Source organism: Streptomyces spiralis (assembly GCF_014654675.1).
GTDB classification, from domain to species: Bacteria; Actinomycetota; Actinomycetes; order Streptomycetales; family Streptomycetaceae; genus Streptomyces; species Streptomyces spiralis.
The window spans coordinates 1-17712 of record NZ_BNBC01000051.1 but is presented as its reverse complement, the minus strand read 5'-3'; the positions used below and the strand labels follow the sequence as shown (position 1 = coordinate 17712).

Sequence of the window (17712 nt, the reverse complement as noted above, 5' to 3'; positions counted from 1 at the left end):
CACTCCTCCGCTATTGGATGCTCGTTCGCCTCCGGGGCGCCCCCACGGGCTCACTGGTCGCAGGTTCTCCAGGCGCTCCCATTTCGCACACTCGGTTCGTACGGACGGGCGAGACCAGGGCAAAGTCTACCGGCGGTCCTCCTGCTCCCGTGGGGCCTCTCGGCGACGCGAGCGCGGCAGCACCCGCAGCGCGTCCCCTATGTCGGCCACTTCCAGGACCTTCATGCCCGGCGGGATCTTGCCCGGATCGCCCGGCACCAGGGCGTGCGTGAAGCCCAGGCGGTGGGCCTCCGCGAGGCGGCGCTGCACACCCGTGACGCGTCTGACCTCGCCCGCCAGGCCCACCTCGCCGATCGCGACGAGATTCTTCGGCAGCGGTGTGTCGCTCGCCGCCGACGCCAGGGCGAGGGCGACGGCGAGGTCGGCGGCCGGCTCGGACAGCTTCACCCCGCCGACCGTCGCGGAGTAGATGTCCCGCTTGCCCAGCGCGCTGATCCGGCCCCGCTGCTCCAGCACGGCCAGCATCATCGAGACCCGGGAGGTCTCCAGGCCCGACGTCGTACGGCGCGGGGAGGGGATCTGGGAGTCGACGGTGAGCGCCTGGACCTCGGCGACCAGGGGGCGGCGGCCCTCCAGGGTCACCGTCAGGCAGGTGCCCGGCACCGGCTCGTCGCGGCGGGTCAGGAACAGGCCGCTGGGATCGGCCAGGCCCGTGATCCCCTCGTCGTGCAGTTCGAAGCAGCCCACCTCGTCCGTCGCGCCGTAGCGGTTCTTGACCCCCCGGACCAGGCGCAGGCGCGCGTGCCGGTCGCCCTCGAAGTGCAGCACCACGTCCACCAGGTGCTCCAGCAGGCGCGGGCCGGCGATCGCGCCGTCCTTGGTGACATGACCCACGAGCAGGGTGGACATCCCGCGCTCCTTGGAGGCGCGGATCAGCGCCCCCGCCACCTCCCGCACCTGCGCCATGCCGCCGGGCGCGCCGTCGATCTCCGGGGAGGCCACCGTCTGCACCGAGTCCAGGATGAGCAGCGAGGGCTTCACCGCGTCCAGGTGGCCGAGGACGGCGGCCAGGTCGGTCTCGGCGGCCAGGTACAGATGGTCGTCGATGGCGCCGATGCGGTCGGCACGCAGCCGGACCTGGCTCGCGGACTCCTCGCCCGTGACGTAGAGCGTGCGGTGCTCGTCGCTCGCCGCCTTGGCGGCCACGTCCAGCAGCAGCGTGGACTTGCCGACGCCGGGCTCTCCGGCGAGGAGGACGACGGCCCCCGGCACGAGCCCGCCGCCGAGGACGCGGTCGAGCTCGGGCACACCGGTGGTGCGGGCGGTGGCCTGGCGGCCGTCGACCTGGCCGATGGGCAGGGCCGAGGTGGTGACCCGGCCCGGCGTCGTCGTACGGACCGCGGGTGTGCCGTACTCCTCGATCGTGCCCCAGGCCTGGCACTCGGGGCAGCGGCCGAGCCACTTGGCCGTCTGCCAGCCGCATTCGGTGCAGCGGTAGGACGGGCGGTCCTTGGTGGTCTTCGTACGGGCAGCCATGCGGGAAACCGTAGCCGCAGGCACTGACAACCAGGGGCCCAGGCCGCCCCGGACGCGGAGCGGAAGACCGCGGAAGGCTCCTGCGCTCTTATGAGGGATCGTTTCACCCGTACGGATTAAAAGTGCGCAACGGGGAAGAACGGACGAACCCTCGCCGCCTACGGTCGCACGGGTGATGAGCAGCAGTCCGGAGACCTCGACCCGTACGACCGGTGCGCACCGGGCGCACCGCGAGGCGCGCGACCGCGCTGCCGCGCGCACCCTGGCGCAGCACCCGCCCGCGCGCTTCGAACCCCATCTCGACGGCCTGTTCACCTACTGCCTGTCCGTGCTGTGCGACCACGACACGGCGACCGCCGCCCTCGCGGACGCGCTGACGTTCGCCGAGCGGCGCGGGCAGCGCGTCGTGCCGAGCCCGCAGGACCGGCGGGCGTGGCTGTACGCGCTGGCCCGCTGGGCATGCCTGCGCAAGCTGGCCGAGGCCAAGCAGAAACGTCAGGCCACGCACGCCGCGGGCCGCCACGCCGACGCCGGGCGGGGCCCCGGCTCCCGGCAGGGCACGAACGGGCGGCAGGGCACGGGCCGGGCCGCCCCGTCCGCCCCGTCCGCCGCGCCCCTTCCCGAGGACGTCCGGGAGCAGCGGCGGAGCGAACTGGCCCTGCTGGCCTGGCCGGAGGCCGCCGGCACCAGCCCCGAGCAGCGCGAGGCCCTCGAACTCGCCGTACGCCACCGCCTCGCCGGCCACGAGGTCGCCGCGGTCCTCGGCATGGACCTCGCCGCCGCCCGCGAACTGCTCGCCTCCGCGGCCTGCGAGGTGGAGCGCACCCGCGCGGCGCTCGCCGTCGTGGAGACCGGCGGCTGCCCGGGCGTGAGCGCGCTCACCGGAGACAGCCCGCTCGTGCTCAGCGCCGCGCTGCGACGCGAACTCGTCCGGCACGTCGACGACTGTCCGCGCTGCCGCCGTACCGCCGAGCGCGCGATCCCCGGCCGGTGGCCCGGCTCCAGCGTCACCCCCGCCGAGCTGCCCGTCCTTCAGGCCCCCCGCACGGCCCTGCACGTCGCCATGGCGCACCACCCGCGCGCGCGGAGCGCCGTTCCCCGCTTCGACCGGCGCGGCTTCCCGATGGACCCCAAGGACCGCGCGGCCCGCAGGGACCGTCTGCGCGCGCGTGCCGTCACGACGACGGTGGTCGCCACGGTCGTCGCCGCTCCCGTAGTGGCCCTGTGGGCCGCCTACCGGGGCACCCCGACCGGGGAGGGACAGGGCGGCCCGTCGGCCACCGCGCGCGAGGCCCATGACCACGGCGCCCTGGCCGGCGAGGAGACCCGCGACGGCTACGAGAACGCGGGCAACGCCCGCCCCGGACCCGACGCCGGCTTCGGCGGGGCGAGGCCCGATGTCTCCGTGGAGGTCGTCAGCGTCCGGGGCGGTGGCGCCGGGCACAAGGCCGGCCACCTGACCGTGACCGCCACCGGCGCCGGCGACACCACACTCGTCACCCTGACCGCGTCCGGTCCGGCACCGGTCCGCTGGTCGGCGTCCACGGGCGCGCCCTGGCTCTACCTGAGCCGCTCCTCGGGGACCCTGAAGCCCGGCGAGTCGTTGACGATCAAGGTGTACGTCGACCATCTGCGCGAGCCGTCGGGCCACTGGAGCGCGCGGGTGGCGATCGCACCCGCCGGAGCCGTGGTCTCCATCGACGGCTACGGCACGGCACCTCGCCCCTCCGCCCCGGCCACCACGCACCCGGCCGACCCGCCCCCGACCACCGCCCCGCACCCGACGCCCACACGGACGGTCCCCACGAGCCCCTCCAGCCCGACGCCGAGCGACCCGCCGTCCACGTCGCCCGGCCCGTCGTCCAGCCCCACCCCGAGCCCGACGCCCACCGGATCGTCAACGTCCGGCCCGGACGGCCCCACCCCGCCACCGGACAGCGGCGGCGGCGCGCCGAACCCGCCGGACAGGCCTTAGCCGATCCGGTCGGACAGGCCTCGGCGGAGCCCGCCGGACAGCCCTTGGCCGGAAGCCGGGGGTACGGTCCGCGGGGTCAGACGGGATCAGGCGGGATCAGGCGGGACCGGACGGAACCAGGCGGGACCGGACCGGACGGAATCACGCGGGATCCGCCGGATGCGGTGCCGACAGCGGCCGCCGCGAGGCCAGCCGTTCCTCGCACAGCTCGACCAGGCGGTCGTAACCGGCCTTGCCCATCAGCTCGGTCAGCTCCGCCCGGTAGGAGACGTACACGGGCTCGCCCGCGCCGTGCGCCGACGTCGCCGAGGTGCACCACCAGTGCAGGTCGTGGCCGCCCGGACCCCAGCCCCGGCGGTCGTACTCACCGATAGACACCTGGAGCACCCGCGTGTCGTCGGGACGGTCGATCCACTCGAAGGTCCGCCGGATCGGCAGCTGCCAGCACACGTCCGGCTTGGTCTCCAGCGGCTCGCGGCCCTCCCGGAGCGCCAGGATGTGCAGCGAGCAGCCCATGCCGCCGGGGAAACCGGGCCGGTTCTGGAAGATGCACGACCCCTGGAAGGGGCGGGTCTGCCGGGAGCCCTCCTCGTCCTCGGTCACCCAGCCGTTCTTCGTGCCCTCGGCGTGGTTCTGCCAGATGTCGGGTGTGAGCCTGGCCACATGCCCGGCGACGCGCTGCTCGTCGTCCTCGTCGGAGAAGTGGGCGCCCAGCGTGCAGCAGCCGTCGTCCGCGCGGCCCTCCTGGATGCCCTGGCAGCCGCTGCCGAAGATGCAGTTCCAGCGAGAGGTCAGCCATGTCAGATCACAGCGGAAGACCTGCTCGTCGTCCGCAGGGTCCGGGAACTCCACCCACGCCCGCGCGAAGTCCAGCCCCTTCTCGTCGGGCTCCGAGTGCTTCTTCCGCTTCGGCTCCGGCAGCACGGCTTTCGCCGCCTTCCCCGAGCCCGCGGAGGCCGCCGATTTATCGGTCTTCGCCTTTTTCGTCTTTGGCACGCGTCCAGAGTAAGTCGCCCGGCACCCGCACCGGGACCGCCGCGGACCGGACACCTGGGACGGAGCCGGACCGGGTGCCCGCGGCGGAACCGGACCGGGCATCCGGGGTGGAGCGCGGCGCAGGTGGCAGTAGCGTTCCGTACATGAGACTCGGTGTCCTCGACGTGGGTTCGAACACGGTGCATCTGCTGGTGGTCGACGCCCACCCCGGCGCACGCCCGCTGCCCGCGCACTCGCACAAGGTCGAGCTGCGGCTCGCCCAGCTCCTCGACGGGGAGGGCGCGATCGGCCCCGAAGGCGTCGACAGACTGATCGCCGTGGTCCAGGACGCGCTCCAGGCCGCCGAGGACAAGGGCGTGGAGGACCTGCTGCCGTTCGCGACCTCCGCCGTGCGGGAGGCCGGGAACGCCGACGACGTCCTCGCCCGCGTGCGGGCCGAGACCGGCGTCGAGCTCCAGGTGCTCAGCGGCGAGGAGGAGGCGCGCCTGACCTTCCTCGCCGCCCGCCGCTGGTTCGGCTGGTCCGCCGGGAAGCTGCTGGTCCTGGACATCGGCGGCGGCTCGCTGGAGATCGCGTACGGCATCGACGAGGAACCCGACGCGGCCGTGTCGCTGCCGCTCGGCGCGGGCCGCCTCACCGCCGGCTGGCTGCACGGCGACCCGCCCGACCCCGAGGACGTCAGGGCACTGCGCCGCCATGTGCGCGCGGAGATCGCGCGGACGGTCGGCGAGTTCAGCCGCTTCGGCGCCCCGGACCACGTGGTCGCCACCTCCAAGACGTTCCGCCAGCTCGCCCGCATCGCCGGGGCGGCCCGCTCCGCCGAGGGCCTCTACGTCCAGCGCGAGCTGAAGCGGGAGTCCCTGGAGGCGTGGGTGCCGCGCCTGGCCGCCATGACGACCGACGAGCGCGCCGAGCTGCCCGGAGTCTCCGACGGCCGCGCGGGCCAGCTGCTGGCCGGCGCCCTGGTCGCCGAGGGCGCGATGGACCTCTTCGGCGTGGAACGGCTGGAGATCTGCCCCTGGGCGCTGCGGGAGGGAGTCATCCTCCGGCGCCTGGATCACATGGGGTCGGCATAGGGACCGGCGGTGGCGTGGAGAGCGGGGCGCAGGCTGCGGCCCGGCAGCCCGGCATAGAGACATACACCTCACCGGCCAGCAGGCACCCCGCGTCACCCAACCGCACCCCGTAACCTGTCCCTCGTGGTGGAACCCGTCGTGCGCATCCCGGATGCGAAGGTCGCCCTGTCGACGGCCTCCGTGTATCCGGAGTCGACGGCGACGGCCTTCGAGATCGCCGCGCGCCTCGGCTACGACGGCGTCGAGGTGATGGTGTGGACCGACCCGGTCAGCCAGGACATCGACGCGCTGCGCAGGCTCAGTGACTACCACGGGATACCGATCCTCGCCGTGCACGCCCCCTGTCTGCTGATCACCCAGCGGGTGTGGTCCACCGACCCCTGGGTCAAGCTCCAGCGCGCCCGGGCGGCCGCGGAGAAGCTCGGCGCGAGCACCGTCGTCGTGCACCCGCCGTTCCGCTGGCAGCGCCAGTACGCCCGTGACTTCGTGAACGGGATCTGGCGGATGGCGAACGAGACGGATGTGCGGTTCGCGGTGGAGAACATGTACCCGTGGCGCTACCGCGACCGCGAGATGCTCGCCTACGCCCCCGACTGGGACGTCACGAAGGACGACTACCGCCACTTCACGATCGACCTCAGTCACGCGGCCACGGCCCGCACCGACGCGCTGGGGATGGTCGAGCGCATGGGCGACCGCCTCGGCCACGTCCACCTCGCCGACGGCAAGGGCTCGGCGAAGGACGAGCACCTCGTGCCCGGCCGCGGCAGCCAGCCCTGCGCCGAGCTGCTGGAACGTCTCGCCACCTCCGGTTTCGACGGTCATGTCGTCATCGAGGTCAACACCCGCCGGGCCATGTCCAGCGCGGAGCGCGAGTCCGACCTCGCCGAGGCCCTGGCCTTCACCCGGCTGCACCTGGCCTCGGCGATGCGGGTGCCCAGGCGATGACCGACACGACCGGCCGGAATTCCGGCACCGCCGGCCCCGGATCCGGCACGACCGGCCGGAGCGGCCGGGGCCGTGGGCGCCCCAGGCGGGAGGAGGCGGGGGACACCCGCGACCGCATCCTGACCGCGGCCCGCGAGGAGTTCTCCGAGCGCGGCTACGAGAAGACGTCCGTGCGCGGCATCGCGAAGGCGGCCGGAGTCGACTCGGCCCTCGTCCACCACTACTTCGGCACCAAGGAGCAGGTGTTCGAAGCGGCGATCGAGGTGGCCTTCGCGCCCGCCCTGAGCGCGTCGCACATGATCGCCGACGCCCCGCTGGAGGGGGTCGGCGAACGCCTGACCCGCTTCTTCTTCGGCATCTGGGAGAACCCCACCACCCGCACGCCCCTGCTGGCGATCGTCCGTTCCGCTGTGAACAACGACACCGCGGCCGCGGTCTTCCGCCGCCTGGTCGCCTCCCAGCTGCTGCGCCGCCTCGCCGGCCGGCTCGAGCAGCCGGACGCGGAGCTGACCGCCGAACTGGCGGCCGCGCAGCTGGTGGGGTGCGCGATGCTGCGGTACGTGATCAGGCTGGAGCCGCTGGCGTCGGCGGACGTGGAGCAGATCATCGCCCGTGTGGCACCGGCCGTGCAGAGGCACCTCGCAGGCCCGTGACCCGGCGGCCCGGCACACGTCCGTCCGGCCCCTCCGAGGCACGTCCACCCGGCCCACCCGAGACACGCGTCCCGCATTCCGGACAGCGCGTCCCGCCTCGTGGATGACCGGCGTACGCTCGACTTCGTCAGAACTCTGCCACGATGCCATGCCACGCCACGGCCTGCCGGTCTCCCGGCAGGACCCCGAGGCAGAACTCTCCGAAGGAGCGAGCGACGATGCCCGAGCTGAGGTCCCGCACAGTCACCCACGGCCGCAACATGGCGGGCGCTCGCGCCCTTATGCGCGCCTCCGGTGTACCCGGTGCGGACATCGGCCGGAAGCCGATCATCGCCATCGCCAACAGCTTCACCGAGTTCGTGCCCGGCCACACCCACCTGGCGCCGGTCGGCCGGATCGTCAGCGAGGCGGTGAAGGAGGCCGGCGGCATCCCGCGCGAGTTCAACACCATCGCGGTCGACGACGGCATCGCGATGGGCCACGGCGGCATGCTGTACTCGCTGCCCTCCCGCGACCTGATCGCCGACAGCGTCGAGTACATGGTCGAGGCCCACTGCGCCGACGCCCTGGTCTGCATCTCCAACTGCGACAAGATCACCCCGGGCATGCTGATGGCGGCCCTGCGCCTGAACATCCCGACGGTCTTCGTCTCCGGCGGCCCCATGGAGGCCGGCCGCGCCACCCTGGTCGACGGCACCGTCCGCACCCTCGACCTGGTCGACGCGATGTCCGAAGCCGTCAACGACAAGATCTCCGATGAAGACATCCTCCGTATCGAGGAGAACGCCTGTCCGACCTGCGGCAGCTGTTCCGGCATGTTCACCGCCAACTCGATGAACTGCCTGACCGAGGCGATCGGCCTCTCCCTGCCGGGCAACGGCTCGGTCCTCGCCACCCACACCGCCCGCCGGCAGCTCTACGTCGACGCGGCCCGCACCGTCATGGACCTCACCCGCCGCTACTACGAGCAGGACGACGACACGGTCCTGCCGCGTTCCATCGCCACCTTCCAGGCCTTCGAGAACGCGATGGCCCTGGACATCGCGATGGGCGGCTCCACGAACACGATCCTGCACCTGCTGGCGGCGGCCCAGGAAGCGGGCGTCCCCTTCGGCCTGGAGCAGATCGACGAGGTCTCCCGCCGGGTCCCGTGCCTGGCGAAGGTGGCGCCCAACGTCGCCAAGAACCGTACGTACTACATGGAGGACGTGCACCGCGCCGGCGGCATCCCCGCCCTGCTCGGCGAACTGCACCGCGCGGGCCTGCTGAACGAGGACGTGCACGCGGTGCACAGCCCGTCCCTGGCGGACTGGCTGAAGACCTGGGACGTCCGCGGCGGCTCCCCGTCCCCCGAGGCGGTGGAACTGTGGCACGCGGCGCCCGGGTGCGAGAGGTCCGCCGAGGCCTTCTCCCAGTCGAAGCGCTGGGAGGCCCTGGACGAGGACGCCGAGAGCGGCTGCATCCGCAGCGTCGAGCACGCGTACTCGAAGGACGGTGGCCTGGCCGTCCTCAAGGGCAACCTGGCCGTCGACGGCTGCGTGGTGAAGACGGCCGGCGTCGACGAGTCGATCTGGACCTTCGAGGGCCCGGCGGTCGTCTGCGAGTCGCAGGAGGAGGCCGTCCAGAAGATCCTCACCCAGCAGGTCAAGGAGGGCGACGTCGTCGTCATCCGCTACGAGGGCCCCAAGGGCGGCCCCGGCATGCAGGAGATGCTCTACCCGACCTCGTACCTGAAGGGCCGCGGCCTGGGGAAGTCCTGCGCCCTGATCACCGACGGCCGCTTCTCCGGCGGCACCTCGGGCCTGTCCATCGGCCACGCCTCCCCGGAGGCGGCCTCCGGCGGCACGATCGCCCTCGTCGAGGACGGCGACCGCATCCGCATCGACATCCCGAACCGCACCATCGAACTCCTGGTGGACGAGCAGGAACTCTCCCGCCGCGAGCAGGCCCTGAACGGCACCTACGCCCCCCGGAACCGCGACCGCAAGATCTCCGCCGCCCTGCGCGCCTACGCCGCGATGGCGACCAGCGCGGACAAGGGCGCGGTCCGGGACGTGACGAAGCTGGGCTGACCACCGCCGACCCGACGACAAGGGCCGCTCCCTCACGGGGGCGGCCCTTGTCGCGTCTCACCAGCTCGCCGGATCCCGCCCGTCCACGGCGAAGACGGTGCCGTCGGGTGCGCCGGCGTAGACGTGACCGGCGGCGAGGACGGGTGGTGCCAAGTCGCCCACGACCTTGTCCGCGTGGGTGCCGAGCCGTGGCGGTGTCTGCCCGACGAGTCGGCCCGTACGCGCGTCCACGGCGAGCAGCCGCCCGTCGGCGGCGACGACGTAGACATGCCGGCCGTCCGAGACCGGTGCCGAGCCGCGGCTCACCGCCGACTCCAGGTGCCACAGCTGCTTTCCGGCGTCCGTGTCCACTGCCTCCAACGCCCCACCGGAGGCCATGAGGTTCACGACGCCGCCCCGTACGCCGGCCTGCGCACCCTGGAGACGTACGGGCAGCGCCACCCGACGCGTCTTGCGGGACGCGGTCGTGTACCGGACGACCGCCTTCGCGTCTCCGGTGACCCTGTCGAGGTCGAGCAGGAAGACGGACCCGCCCTGGGCGCCGACCGGCGTCAGGTACCCCCGCAGCCGGGCCTCCCAGCGCACGGCGCCGGTCCCGGGGTCCACGGCGGTGATCTGCGTGCGGGTCCCGTCGTCGGAGGTGCTCGTCGCATACGCCGACGGGTTCCCGGGGAACGAGGCGAGGGACGGCAGGCTGTAGCCCGCGATCCGCCGGCTCCACCGGGTCGAGCCCGAGGCGCTCTCCACGCCGGTGACCGTCCTGTCGGCACGGGCGAGCAGGAGCATGCCGCCCGCGAAGACCCGCCCGCCCTGGGCGGGCATGTCCCGCTCCCCGCGTGTCCTCCCCGACGAGGGATCGAGCGCAGCCAGACGCCGGCCGCCCGACGTGGCCACGTGCACCAGGCCACCCGAGAGCACGGGCGTCAGCCTGCCGGCCCCGGTGATGGGGCGCCGCCACAGCACCGCGCCGTCGGCCGGATCGAGGGCGAAGACCACGCCGGAGCGCGCGCAGAACAACCTGCCGGTGCCGAACGAGCACTGTGGTACCCCCGGCTGCGCGGACACCGGTTTCTCCTGCCACGCCTCGAACCCGGCGGGCGTGGTTCGAGGCGCGGTGCCGGAGGCCGTGGGGCTGTCGTCGCCGAGCAGCTGGACCGAGCCGAAGGCACCCGCCACGAGCAGACCGAGTGCCGCGGACACCAGGACGGTCCGTGTGCGCAAGCGCCGCAGGAGCCCCCTCTGCGCCGCTCGCCCGACGACGGGCTCGGGCTCCGGCCGCAACGGCCCGCTCGCCCGCTGATCCGGCACGAACGCCTGGGTGTCGTAGGAGGCCGCCACCGCCCGCAGTTCCCGCATCAACTCGTCCGGGGTGGGCCGGTCCTCGGGCTCCTTGGCGAGGCAGCGCAGCACCAGTGGCGCCAGGTCCTCCGGCACACCGGTAAGGTCCGGCTCGTCGTGCACGACCTGGTAAGCGACGACGTACGGACTGTCGGAGTCGAACGGCCCCCGTCCGGTCGCCGCGTGCACCAGCACCGAGCCCAGCGCGAAGATGTCCGCCGCCGGACCGACCTCCCGGGGCCGCCGGAACTGCTCGGGTGCCATGAACGGTGGCGTGCCGATCAACTTGCCGGTCTCCGTGCGCAGTTCGCTGTCTTTCGGTCGCGAGATGCCGAAGTCGATGACCTTGGGCCCGTCGTCGGCGAGCAGCACGTTGCTCGGCTTGAGATCCCGGTGGACCACGCCCACCCGGTGGATGTCGCGCAGCGCCTCGGCGAGTCCGGCCATCAGCCGCCGCAGCTGGGCCGGTGCCATCGGACCGTGCTGCTTCACCTGCTCGGACAGCGTGGGGCCAGGGATGAACAGGGTGGCCATCCACGGTCGTTCGGCCTCCGGATCGGCGTCCACGACCGGCGCGGTGAAGGCTCCGCTGACCCGCCGGGCCGCCGCCACCTCCTGCCGGAAACGCCCCCTGAACTCGGGGTCCTTGGCGAACTCGGCGTGCACGACCTTCACCGCGAGCTTCAGTCCCGAGGTGCTGCGGGCCAGGTGCACCACGCCCATGCCGCCCGAGCCGAGACACGACTCCAGGCGGTAGTGCCCGGCGTATTCCGGAAGTTCCGCTTCCGCGCCCGCTCCGGTGTTGCGCTGTGGCGTCATGGACCACCCCCGTGCTGTTCGTCCGCGCGCGCGACGCACGGAGCCTAGTCGAAGACTCGGACAGGACCGAGGCGGCTTGCTAGCGTTCGCGTGCGAATCGCGTACATGCGTCCCATGGCGCGATCACGATCGCACGATCCAAGGAAAACCAGGCAGTCCACGAAGCCCCATGACGGCCATGGGGCTCGACGGGGGAGGGTTCGCATGTCTGTCGAGCGTGTCGAGGACGTCAGAGACGACGGCGCGGAGCAGGAGGCCCAGACGCAGGTCACGGCAGCGGCCGTGCGCTACTACTCGGTCGCCCCCGGCGTCCGCCTCAACGTCCGCAGCGGACCCGGGACCGGCTACAGCCTCGTCCGGGTGCTGCCCGAGGGCGCGCAGGTGGCCATCTACTGCCAGACCCCGGGGACCACGGTCTCCGGCTACTACGGCACGTCGAACATCTGGGACAACATCGGCAACGGCCAGTTCGTCTCGGACGCCTACGTGCACACCGGCAGCGACGGCTACGTAGCCCCCCGCTGCGCCTGAGCCCGCCCGGAGCCCGCGGCCGCGTCGGAGCCATAATCGTCCCGTGAGCGACGAGAACGGCACCCCGGACACCACCGCGGGCTCCACGGCCCCCACCGACTCCGGCGGTCCCCGGCCCGAGCCCCTGCGTTTCTTCGGCACCAGCTGGGTGAGCCACGACGACGGGTACGCGGCGCGCCGTGCGGGCGTCGCCGTCGGCTCGCTGCTGGCCGCCGCGGCCGCCTGCTTCGTGCTCCGCTTCGCCTACGAGGGGCTCCAGATCGCCGGCTCCGGCGCCTTCGTCACGCTGCTGGTCGTCGTCATGTTCGCCGTGTGCAGCGCGCTCGCCTTCCGACACACCTGGGACGGCTTCACCAAGCGCCCCGACCCCGAGCGCCAGGCCTCCCTGCGCGGCCTGCTCGCCATCGGCTTCATCGGCTCCCTGCTCGCCTACTTCTTCCGCTCCCTCACCGAGGCCCCCGGCGAGGGCCTGCACCGCCAGGAGTACCAGGAGGCCCGCGAGCGCCACGAACGCCAGGCCGGCCGCCGCTCGGGCAACCCGTCGAAGAAGCGCCGCCGCTCCTGACCGGGCCTCCCGCGCCAGGCGCCTCCGCCCGCGTCCGGCGTCCGCCAGGAAAAGAGCTGTCCACGGCCGCACCACCGCCAGATCATGGCCGTATGACCGCATCCCCGTCACCCCAGGCATCGTCGCCGTCTCCGGCCTCCCCGTCGTCCGCGCACGGCTCCGTGCCGCTGCACTCCGCCCGGGCCCACTCCTTCAACGCCGCCGCCGCCCAGTACGCCGCCAACCGGCCCTCCTACCCGCCCGCGCTTCTCGACGCCGTCGAGGAACTGGCCGGCCGTCCCCTCGCCGGTGCGCGCGTCGCGGACATCGGCGCCGGTACGGGCATCGCGACCGCCCTCCTGCACGAGCGCGGCGCCGAGGTGCTGGCCGTCGAACCCGGTGAGGGCATGGCCGCCCAGTTCCGACGGGCCCACCCCCGCATCCCGATCGTGCGCGGCAACGGCGACGCCCTCCCGCTCGCCGACGCCTCCGCCGACCTCCTCACCTACGCCCAGGCCTGGCACTGGACCGACACCACCCGGTCCGTGCCGGAGGCCCTGCGCGTCCTGCGCCCCGGCGGTGCGCTCGCGCTGTGGTGGAACACCGACGCCCTCGACATCGAGTGGATCGCCGAGGCCGGCCGCCGCGTCGGCCGCTTCTTCGGCATCGACGTCCCCGCCGAGAAACAGCGCGCCGCCCGCACCGACCTGGCCGACCCCAGCGGCCGTCTCCATTTCATCCGCCGCGAGGTGCGCTGGAGCCGCCGCGTCCCCCTCGACACCCACCTCGCCAACATCGCCAGCCACTCGGTCTTCCTGGTCTGCCCCGAGGAACGCAAGACCGCCTTCCTCGCCGCCGAGCGCGACCACCTGCTGAACGTCTTCCCCGACGGCGTCGTCGAGGAGACCTACGACGTCCTCCTCCTCGTCGCCACCAAGCCCTGACCCCCACCACCTCCACGGCACCCCTTGACGAGGGTGCCGTGACGCGCCTTAATCATCACATGATGAATAATGTCGACGACCCCTCCCGGCCACCGGACCCGCACTCCCACGCCGCCCACGACGGCTACGACGCCCATGCCGTCCATGCGGACGGCCTCACCGCCGTCCGCGGCCCCCGCACCGTCCTGCACGGCCTGGACTTCACCGTCCCCCGCGGCCGGATCACCGGCCTGCTCGGCCCCTCCGGCTGCGGCAAGTCGACCCTCCTGCGCGCCATCGTCGGCACCCAGGCCAACGTCACCGGCACCCTGGACGTCCTCGGCCTCCCCGCCGGTCACCCCGCCCTGCGCACCCGCATCGGCTACGTCACCCAGCACCCCTCCGTCTACGACGACCTGACCGTCCGCCAGAACCTCGACTACTTCGCCGCCGTCCTCGACCCGGGCCACGCCGCGGCCGAACGCCGGCACGACAACGTCACCCGAGCCATCGACGACGTCGACCTCACCAGCCACGGAGACGCTCTCGCCGGCAACCTCTCCGGCGGCCAGCGCAGCCGCGTCTCCCTCGCGGTCGCCCTCCTCGGCACCCCCGAACTGCTCGTCCTCGACGAGCCCACGGTCGGCCTCGACCCCGTGCTGCGCCGCGACCTGTGGAACCTCTTCCACGACATCGCCGCCACCCGCGGCACCACCCTCCTCGTCTCCTCCCACGTCATGGACGAGGCCGAGCGCTGCCACCGCCTCCTCCTCATGCGCGAGGGCCGCATCCTCGCCGAGGACACCCCGCAGGCACTCCGCACCCGCACCGGCACCGAGACCGTCGAAGCGGCCTTCCTGCACCTCGTGGACGAGGCGGTCGCCGCAGGCCGCGCCAAGGAGACAGCACGATGACCAGCACCACCCCCGCCCTCACCGCGGCCCCCGCCCCGACCCGCGCCCTCAGCGCCGCCCGCACCACCGCCACCGCGGCCCGGGTACTGCGCCAGCTCCGCCACGACCCCCGCACCATCGCCCTGATGCTGCTGGTCCCCTGCGTCATGCTGATCCTGCTGCGCTACGTCTTCGACAGCAGCCCGCGCACCTTCGACAACATCGGCGCCTCCCTGCTCGGCATCTTCCCGCTCATCACGATGTTCCTCGTGACCTCGATCGCCACCCTGCGCGAACGCACCTCCGGCACCCTCGAACGCCTCCTCGCCATGCCCCTCGGCAAGGGCGACCTCATCGCCGGCTACGCCCTCGCCTTCGGTGTCATCGCGATCGTCCAGTCCGCCCTCGCCACCGGCCTGGCGCTCTGGGTCCTCGGCCTGAAGGTCACCGGCTCAACATGGCTCCTCCTCCTGGTGGCCCTCCTCGACGCACTGCTCGGCACGGCCCTCGGCCTCTTCGTCTCCGCCTTCGCGGCCTCCGAGTTCCAGGCGGTCCAGTTCATGCCGGCCGTGATCTTCCCCCAGCTCCTGCTCTGCGGCCTGTTCACCCCGCGCTCCCGCATGCACCCCGTCCTGGAGGCCATCTCCGACGTCCTGCCCATGTCCTACGCCGTCGACGGCATGAACCAGGTCATGCGCCACACCGACGTCACGGCCACCTTCGTCCGGGACGTACTGATCGTGGCCGGCTGCGCCCTGCTGGTCCTGTGCCTGGGAGCGGCGACCCTCCGGCGACGCACGGCATAGCCCCCGCGCGACACACGGGCGCCGCCCGCCCCGCCGTTCCGTCTGACGGACAACACACCGCCGCGCGCACCGCCGGTGCGAGGATGAGTTCCATGAGCCAGAAAGTCGCAGTCCTCGGCACCGGCAAGATCGGCGAAGCCCTGCTCAGCGGAATGATCCGGGCCGGCTGGGCCCCCTCCGACCTCCTGGTCACCGCCCGCCGCCCCGAACGCGCCGAGGAGCTCCGTGCCCGCCACGGAGTCACCCCGGTGACCAACCCGGAGGCAGCCAAGACCGCCGACACCCTGATCCTCACGGTCAAGCCGCAGGACATGGGAACCCTCCTCGACGAACTCGCCCCGCACATTCCCGCCGACCGTCTGGTCATCAGCGGAGCGGCGGGCATCCCCACCTCCTTCTTCGAGGAGCGCCTGGCCGCGGGCACCCCCGTCGTCCGGGTCATGACGAACACCCCCGCCCTCGTCGACGAGGCCATGTCCGTCATCTCCGCCGGCACCCACGCCACCGCCGGCCACCTCGCCCACGCCGAGGAGATCTTCGGCGCCGTCGGCAAGACGCTCCGCGTCCCCGAGTCGCAGCAGGACGCCTGCACCGCCCTCTCCGGCTCGGGCCCGGCGTACTTCTTCTACCTGGTCGAGGCCATGACCGACGCCGGCATCCTCCTGGGCCTGCCCCGCGACAAGGCCCACGAGCTGATCGTCCAGTCCGCCATCGGCGCCGCCGTGATGCTCCGCGACAGCGGGGAACACCCCGTGAAACTCCGCGAGAACGTCACCTCCCCGGCCGGCACGACGATCAACGCCATCCGTGAACTGGAGAACCACGGAGTACGCGCCGCCCTCATCGCCGCGCTGGAAGCCGCCCGCGACCGCAGCCGCGAGCTGGCCTCCGGCAACAACTGACCCTCCGGCGCCCGGGGCGGCGGCTGCCGCCCGGGCCGGCCCCTTCCGGACCCCTTCAGGCGGGCAACAGCCCGATCGCCCGGTACGCCGCGTCCACCGTCGGCCGCGCCATCTCCCTGGCCTTCTCCGCGCCCGCCCGCAGCACCCCGTCCACATAACCGGGATCCGCGCACAGCTCCCTGTGCCGTTCCTGCACCGGCCTGAGAACTTCGACCACGGCCTCCGCGGTGTCCTTCTTCAGAGCGCCGTACGACGCATAGGCACCGCTCAGGGCCTCCGGATCCCCGCCCTCGCAGGCGGCCAGGATCTCCAGCAGGTTCGCGACGCCTGGCCGCTCCTCCCGGTCGTAGACGACGCCCTGCCCGCTGTCGGTCACGGCCCGCATGACCTTCTTGCGCACCACCTCCGGCTCGTCCAGCAGATAGACGATGCCCGGCCCGGAGTCGTCCGACTTCCCCATCTTCGACATCGGGTCCTGCAGGTTCATCACCCGTGCCGCCACCTTCGGAGCGGTCGCTCTCGGCACCACGAACGTGTGCCCGTACCGATGGTTGAACCGCACCGCCAGATCCCGGGCCAGCTCCACGTGCTGCGTCTGGTCCTCCCCGACCGGCACCTCGTCCGTGTCGTACGCCAGGATGTCCGCCGCCATCAGCGCCGGATACGTCAGCAGCGACAGCCGTACGCTCCCGCCCCGCCCCTGCTCGCGGGCGGCCTTCTCCTTGTACTGGATCATCCGCCGCATCTCGCCGTCGGTGGCCACGCATTCCAGCAGGTAGGACAGCCGCGCGTGCTCGTCCACATGGCTCTGCACGAACACCGTGCGCCGCTTGGGATCGAGCCCGGACGCCAGCAGCAGCGTCGCCGCCTGCCGGCTGAGCCTGCGCACCCGCGCCGGGTCGTGGTCCACGGTCAGTGCGTGCAGATCGACGACGCAGAACAAGGCGTCCGCCTGGTGCTGGTCCACCTCGGCCCACCGGCGCAGGGCGCCCAGGTAGTTCCCGAGCGTCAGGTGCCCGGTCGGCTTGACCCCACTGAAGACCCGTGTCATCTCCACTCCATCTCCTGGTCGTGGCCGCCGTCCCCGGACGGCCGGCCCCAGGAGCTCTGAGGGAGAAACGAGAACGGCCGCCGAGGCGGCGGCCGTTGTATGCGTACGTGAGAGGCGGCCGCCGTCAGGCGGGCCACCACTGCTGGGTGTACGTACGCGTCGTCATGGCGAACAGGCTACGCCCTCGGGGCCCCTCCCGCAGCGAGTTGACACACCCCGGCGGGATCCGTAGTGTTCTCCGAGTTGTCCGACGTGAGAGCCGACTCCGGTCGGTCCCCGGACAGCCACTCCGTAGGTACCAACCGCAACTCGACGACAGTCGTGCAATTCGTCTGCCGTCGTGTCGTCGGCGTGTGTATTCACGGAATGAGGAATCCGCGTTCGAAAGGACGCAGCCCCCGATTCGCTCGGGAGCAGGGAATCCGCTAAAGTCTCACTCGTCGGAACGGCCCAACGGCCGGGAAGACAAACCCCGCTGACTGGGGATCAGGCCGAAAAGGATCTGATAGAGTCGGAACCGCCGGAAAGGGAAACGCGGAAGCGGGAACCTGGAAAGCACCGAGGAAATCGGATCGGAAAGATCTGATAGAGTCGGAAACACCGAAGGGAAGCGCCCGGAGGAAAGCCCGAGAGGGTGAGTACGAAGGAA

Annotated in this window: 15 protein-coding genes; 11 read left to right on the top strand and 4 right to left on the bottom strand. The window is 72.5% G+C overall.

Features of this window, described 5'->3' with window-relative positions; all coding sequences use genetic code 11:
- Positions 1 to 126: 126 nt before the first annotated feature.
- Positions 127 to 1536 (bottom strand): DNA repair protein RadA, encoded by a 1410-nt coding sequence (radA, locus tag IE318_RS36170; protein ID WP_189907185.1) that lies wholly within the window; start codon positions 1534 to 1536, stop codon positions 127 to 129.
- 175 nt (positions 1537 to 1711) lie between these two features.
- Between radA and IE318_RS36165 the strand changes: the two genes are divergently transcribed.
- Entirely contained in the window at positions 1712 to 3511 is a 1800-nt protein-coding gene (locus tag IE318_RS36165; RefSeq protein ID WP_189907184.1) for a BACON domain-containing protein, read from the top strand.
- A 141-nt stretch (positions 3512 to 3652) separates the two neighbouring features.
- Here the strand turns inward: IE318_RS36165 and IE318_RS36160 are convergent, their stop codons facing one another.
- On the bottom strand, positions 3653 to 4507 hold the full coding sequence (locus IE318_RS36160; RefSeq protein ID WP_030177432.1) for a DUF3109 family protein: 855 nt from the start codon (positions 4505 to 4507) through the stop codon (positions 3653 to 3655).
- Positions 4508 to 4650: 143 nt separating this feature from the next.
- Here IE318_RS36160 and IE318_RS36155 point away from each other — a divergent pair, with 143 nt between their 5' ends.
- The 4 genes from IE318_RS36155 to ilvD all read left to right on the top strand — a co-directional run bounded on the left by IE318_RS36155 (position 4651) and on the right by ilvD (position 9256).
- Positions 4651 to 5583, top strand: coding sequence for a Ppx/GppA family phosphatase (locus tag IE318_RS36155; RefSeq protein ID WP_189907183.1), 933 nt, complete (start codon positions 4651 to 4653; stop codon positions 5581 to 5583).
- Positions 5584 to 5706: 123 nt separating this feature from the next.
- Complete coding sequence (locus IE318_RS36150; RefSeq protein WP_030177434.1) at positions 5707 to 6531, top strand: sugar phosphate isomerase/epimerase family protein; 825 nt, start codon at positions 5707 to 5709, stop codon at positions 6529 to 6531.
- Entirely contained in the window at positions 6528 to 7184 is a 657-nt protein-coding gene (locus IE318_RS36145) for a TetR/AcrR family transcriptional regulator (RefSeq protein ID WP_189907182.1), read from the top strand. The genes IE318_RS36150 and IE318_RS36145 overlap by 4 nt, the downstream gene beginning before the upstream one ends.
- A 218-nt stretch (positions 7185 to 7402) precedes the next feature.
- A complete protein-coding gene (gene ilvD / locus IE318_RS36140) occupies positions 7403 to 9256 on the top strand; it encodes a dihydroxy-acid dehydratase (RefSeq protein ID WP_189907181.1) in 1854 nt (617 codons plus the stop codon).
- 57 nt (positions 9257 to 9313) lie between these two features.
- Here ilvD and IE318_RS36135 read toward each other — a convergent pair whose 3' ends face one another.
- The gene (locus IE318_RS36135) at positions 9314 to 11413 is read right to left on the bottom strand and encodes a serine/threonine-protein kinase (protein WP_189907180.1); all 2100 of its coding nucleotides are present in this window, start codon (positions 11411 to 11413) and stop codon (positions 9314 to 9316) included.
- 204 nt (positions 11414 to 11617) lie between these two features.
- On the opposite strand from IE318_RS36135, the gene IE318_RS36130 reads away from it, so the two are divergent.
- The 6 genes from IE318_RS36130 to proC all read left to right on the top strand — a co-directional run bounded on the left by IE318_RS36130 (position 11618) and on the right by proC (position 16012).
- Positions 11618 to 11944: an SH3 domain-containing protein gene (locus IE318_RS36130; protein ID WP_189907179.1), complete on the top strand. Its 327-nt coding sequence runs from the start codon at positions 11618 to 11620 to the stop codon at positions 11942 to 11944.
- 43 nt (positions 11945 to 11987) lie between these two features.
- Positions 11988 to 12509, top strand: a complete 522-nt coding sequence (locus tag IE318_RS36125) for a tripartite tricarboxylate transporter TctB family protein (protein ID WP_189907178.1) — start codon at positions 11988 to 11990, stop codon at positions 12507 to 12509.
- A gap of 92 nt (positions 12510 to 12601) precedes the next feature.
- Positions 12602 to 13432: a class I SAM-dependent methyltransferase gene (locus IE318_RS36120; RefSeq protein ID WP_189907177.1), complete on the top strand. Its 831-nt coding sequence runs from the start codon at positions 12602 to 12604 to the stop codon at positions 13430 to 13432.
- 59 nt (positions 13433 to 13491) lie between these two features.
- A complete protein-coding gene (locus IE318_RS36115; protein WP_229903985.1) occupies positions 13492 to 14325 on the top strand; it encodes an ABC transporter ATP-binding protein in 834 nt (277 codons plus the stop codon).
- A complete protein-coding gene (locus tag IE318_RS36110) occupies positions 14322 to 15110 on the top strand; it encodes an ABC transporter permease (protein ID WP_189907175.1) in 789 nt (262 codons plus the stop codon). The genes IE318_RS36115 and IE318_RS36110 overlap by 4 nt, the downstream gene beginning before the upstream one ends.
- A 92-nt stretch (positions 15111 to 15202) precedes the next feature.
- Positions 15203 to 16012 carry a pyrroline-5-carboxylate reductase gene (gene proC, locus IE318_RS36105; RefSeq protein WP_030177449.1) on the top strand — a complete coding sequence of 270 codons (810 nt, stop codon included), beginning with the start codon at positions 15203 to 15205 and terminating at the stop codon, positions 16010 to 16012.
- A 55-nt stretch (positions 16013 to 16067) separates the two neighbouring features.
- Here proC and trpS read toward each other — a convergent pair whose 3' ends face one another.
- Positions 16068 to 17063, bottom strand: a complete 996-nt coding sequence (gene trpS / locus IE318_RS36100) for a tryptophan--tRNA ligase (protein ID WP_189907173.1) — start codon at positions 17061 to 17063, stop codon at positions 16068 to 16070.
- Between the last annotated feature and the right edge of the window lie 649 nt (positions 17064 to 17712).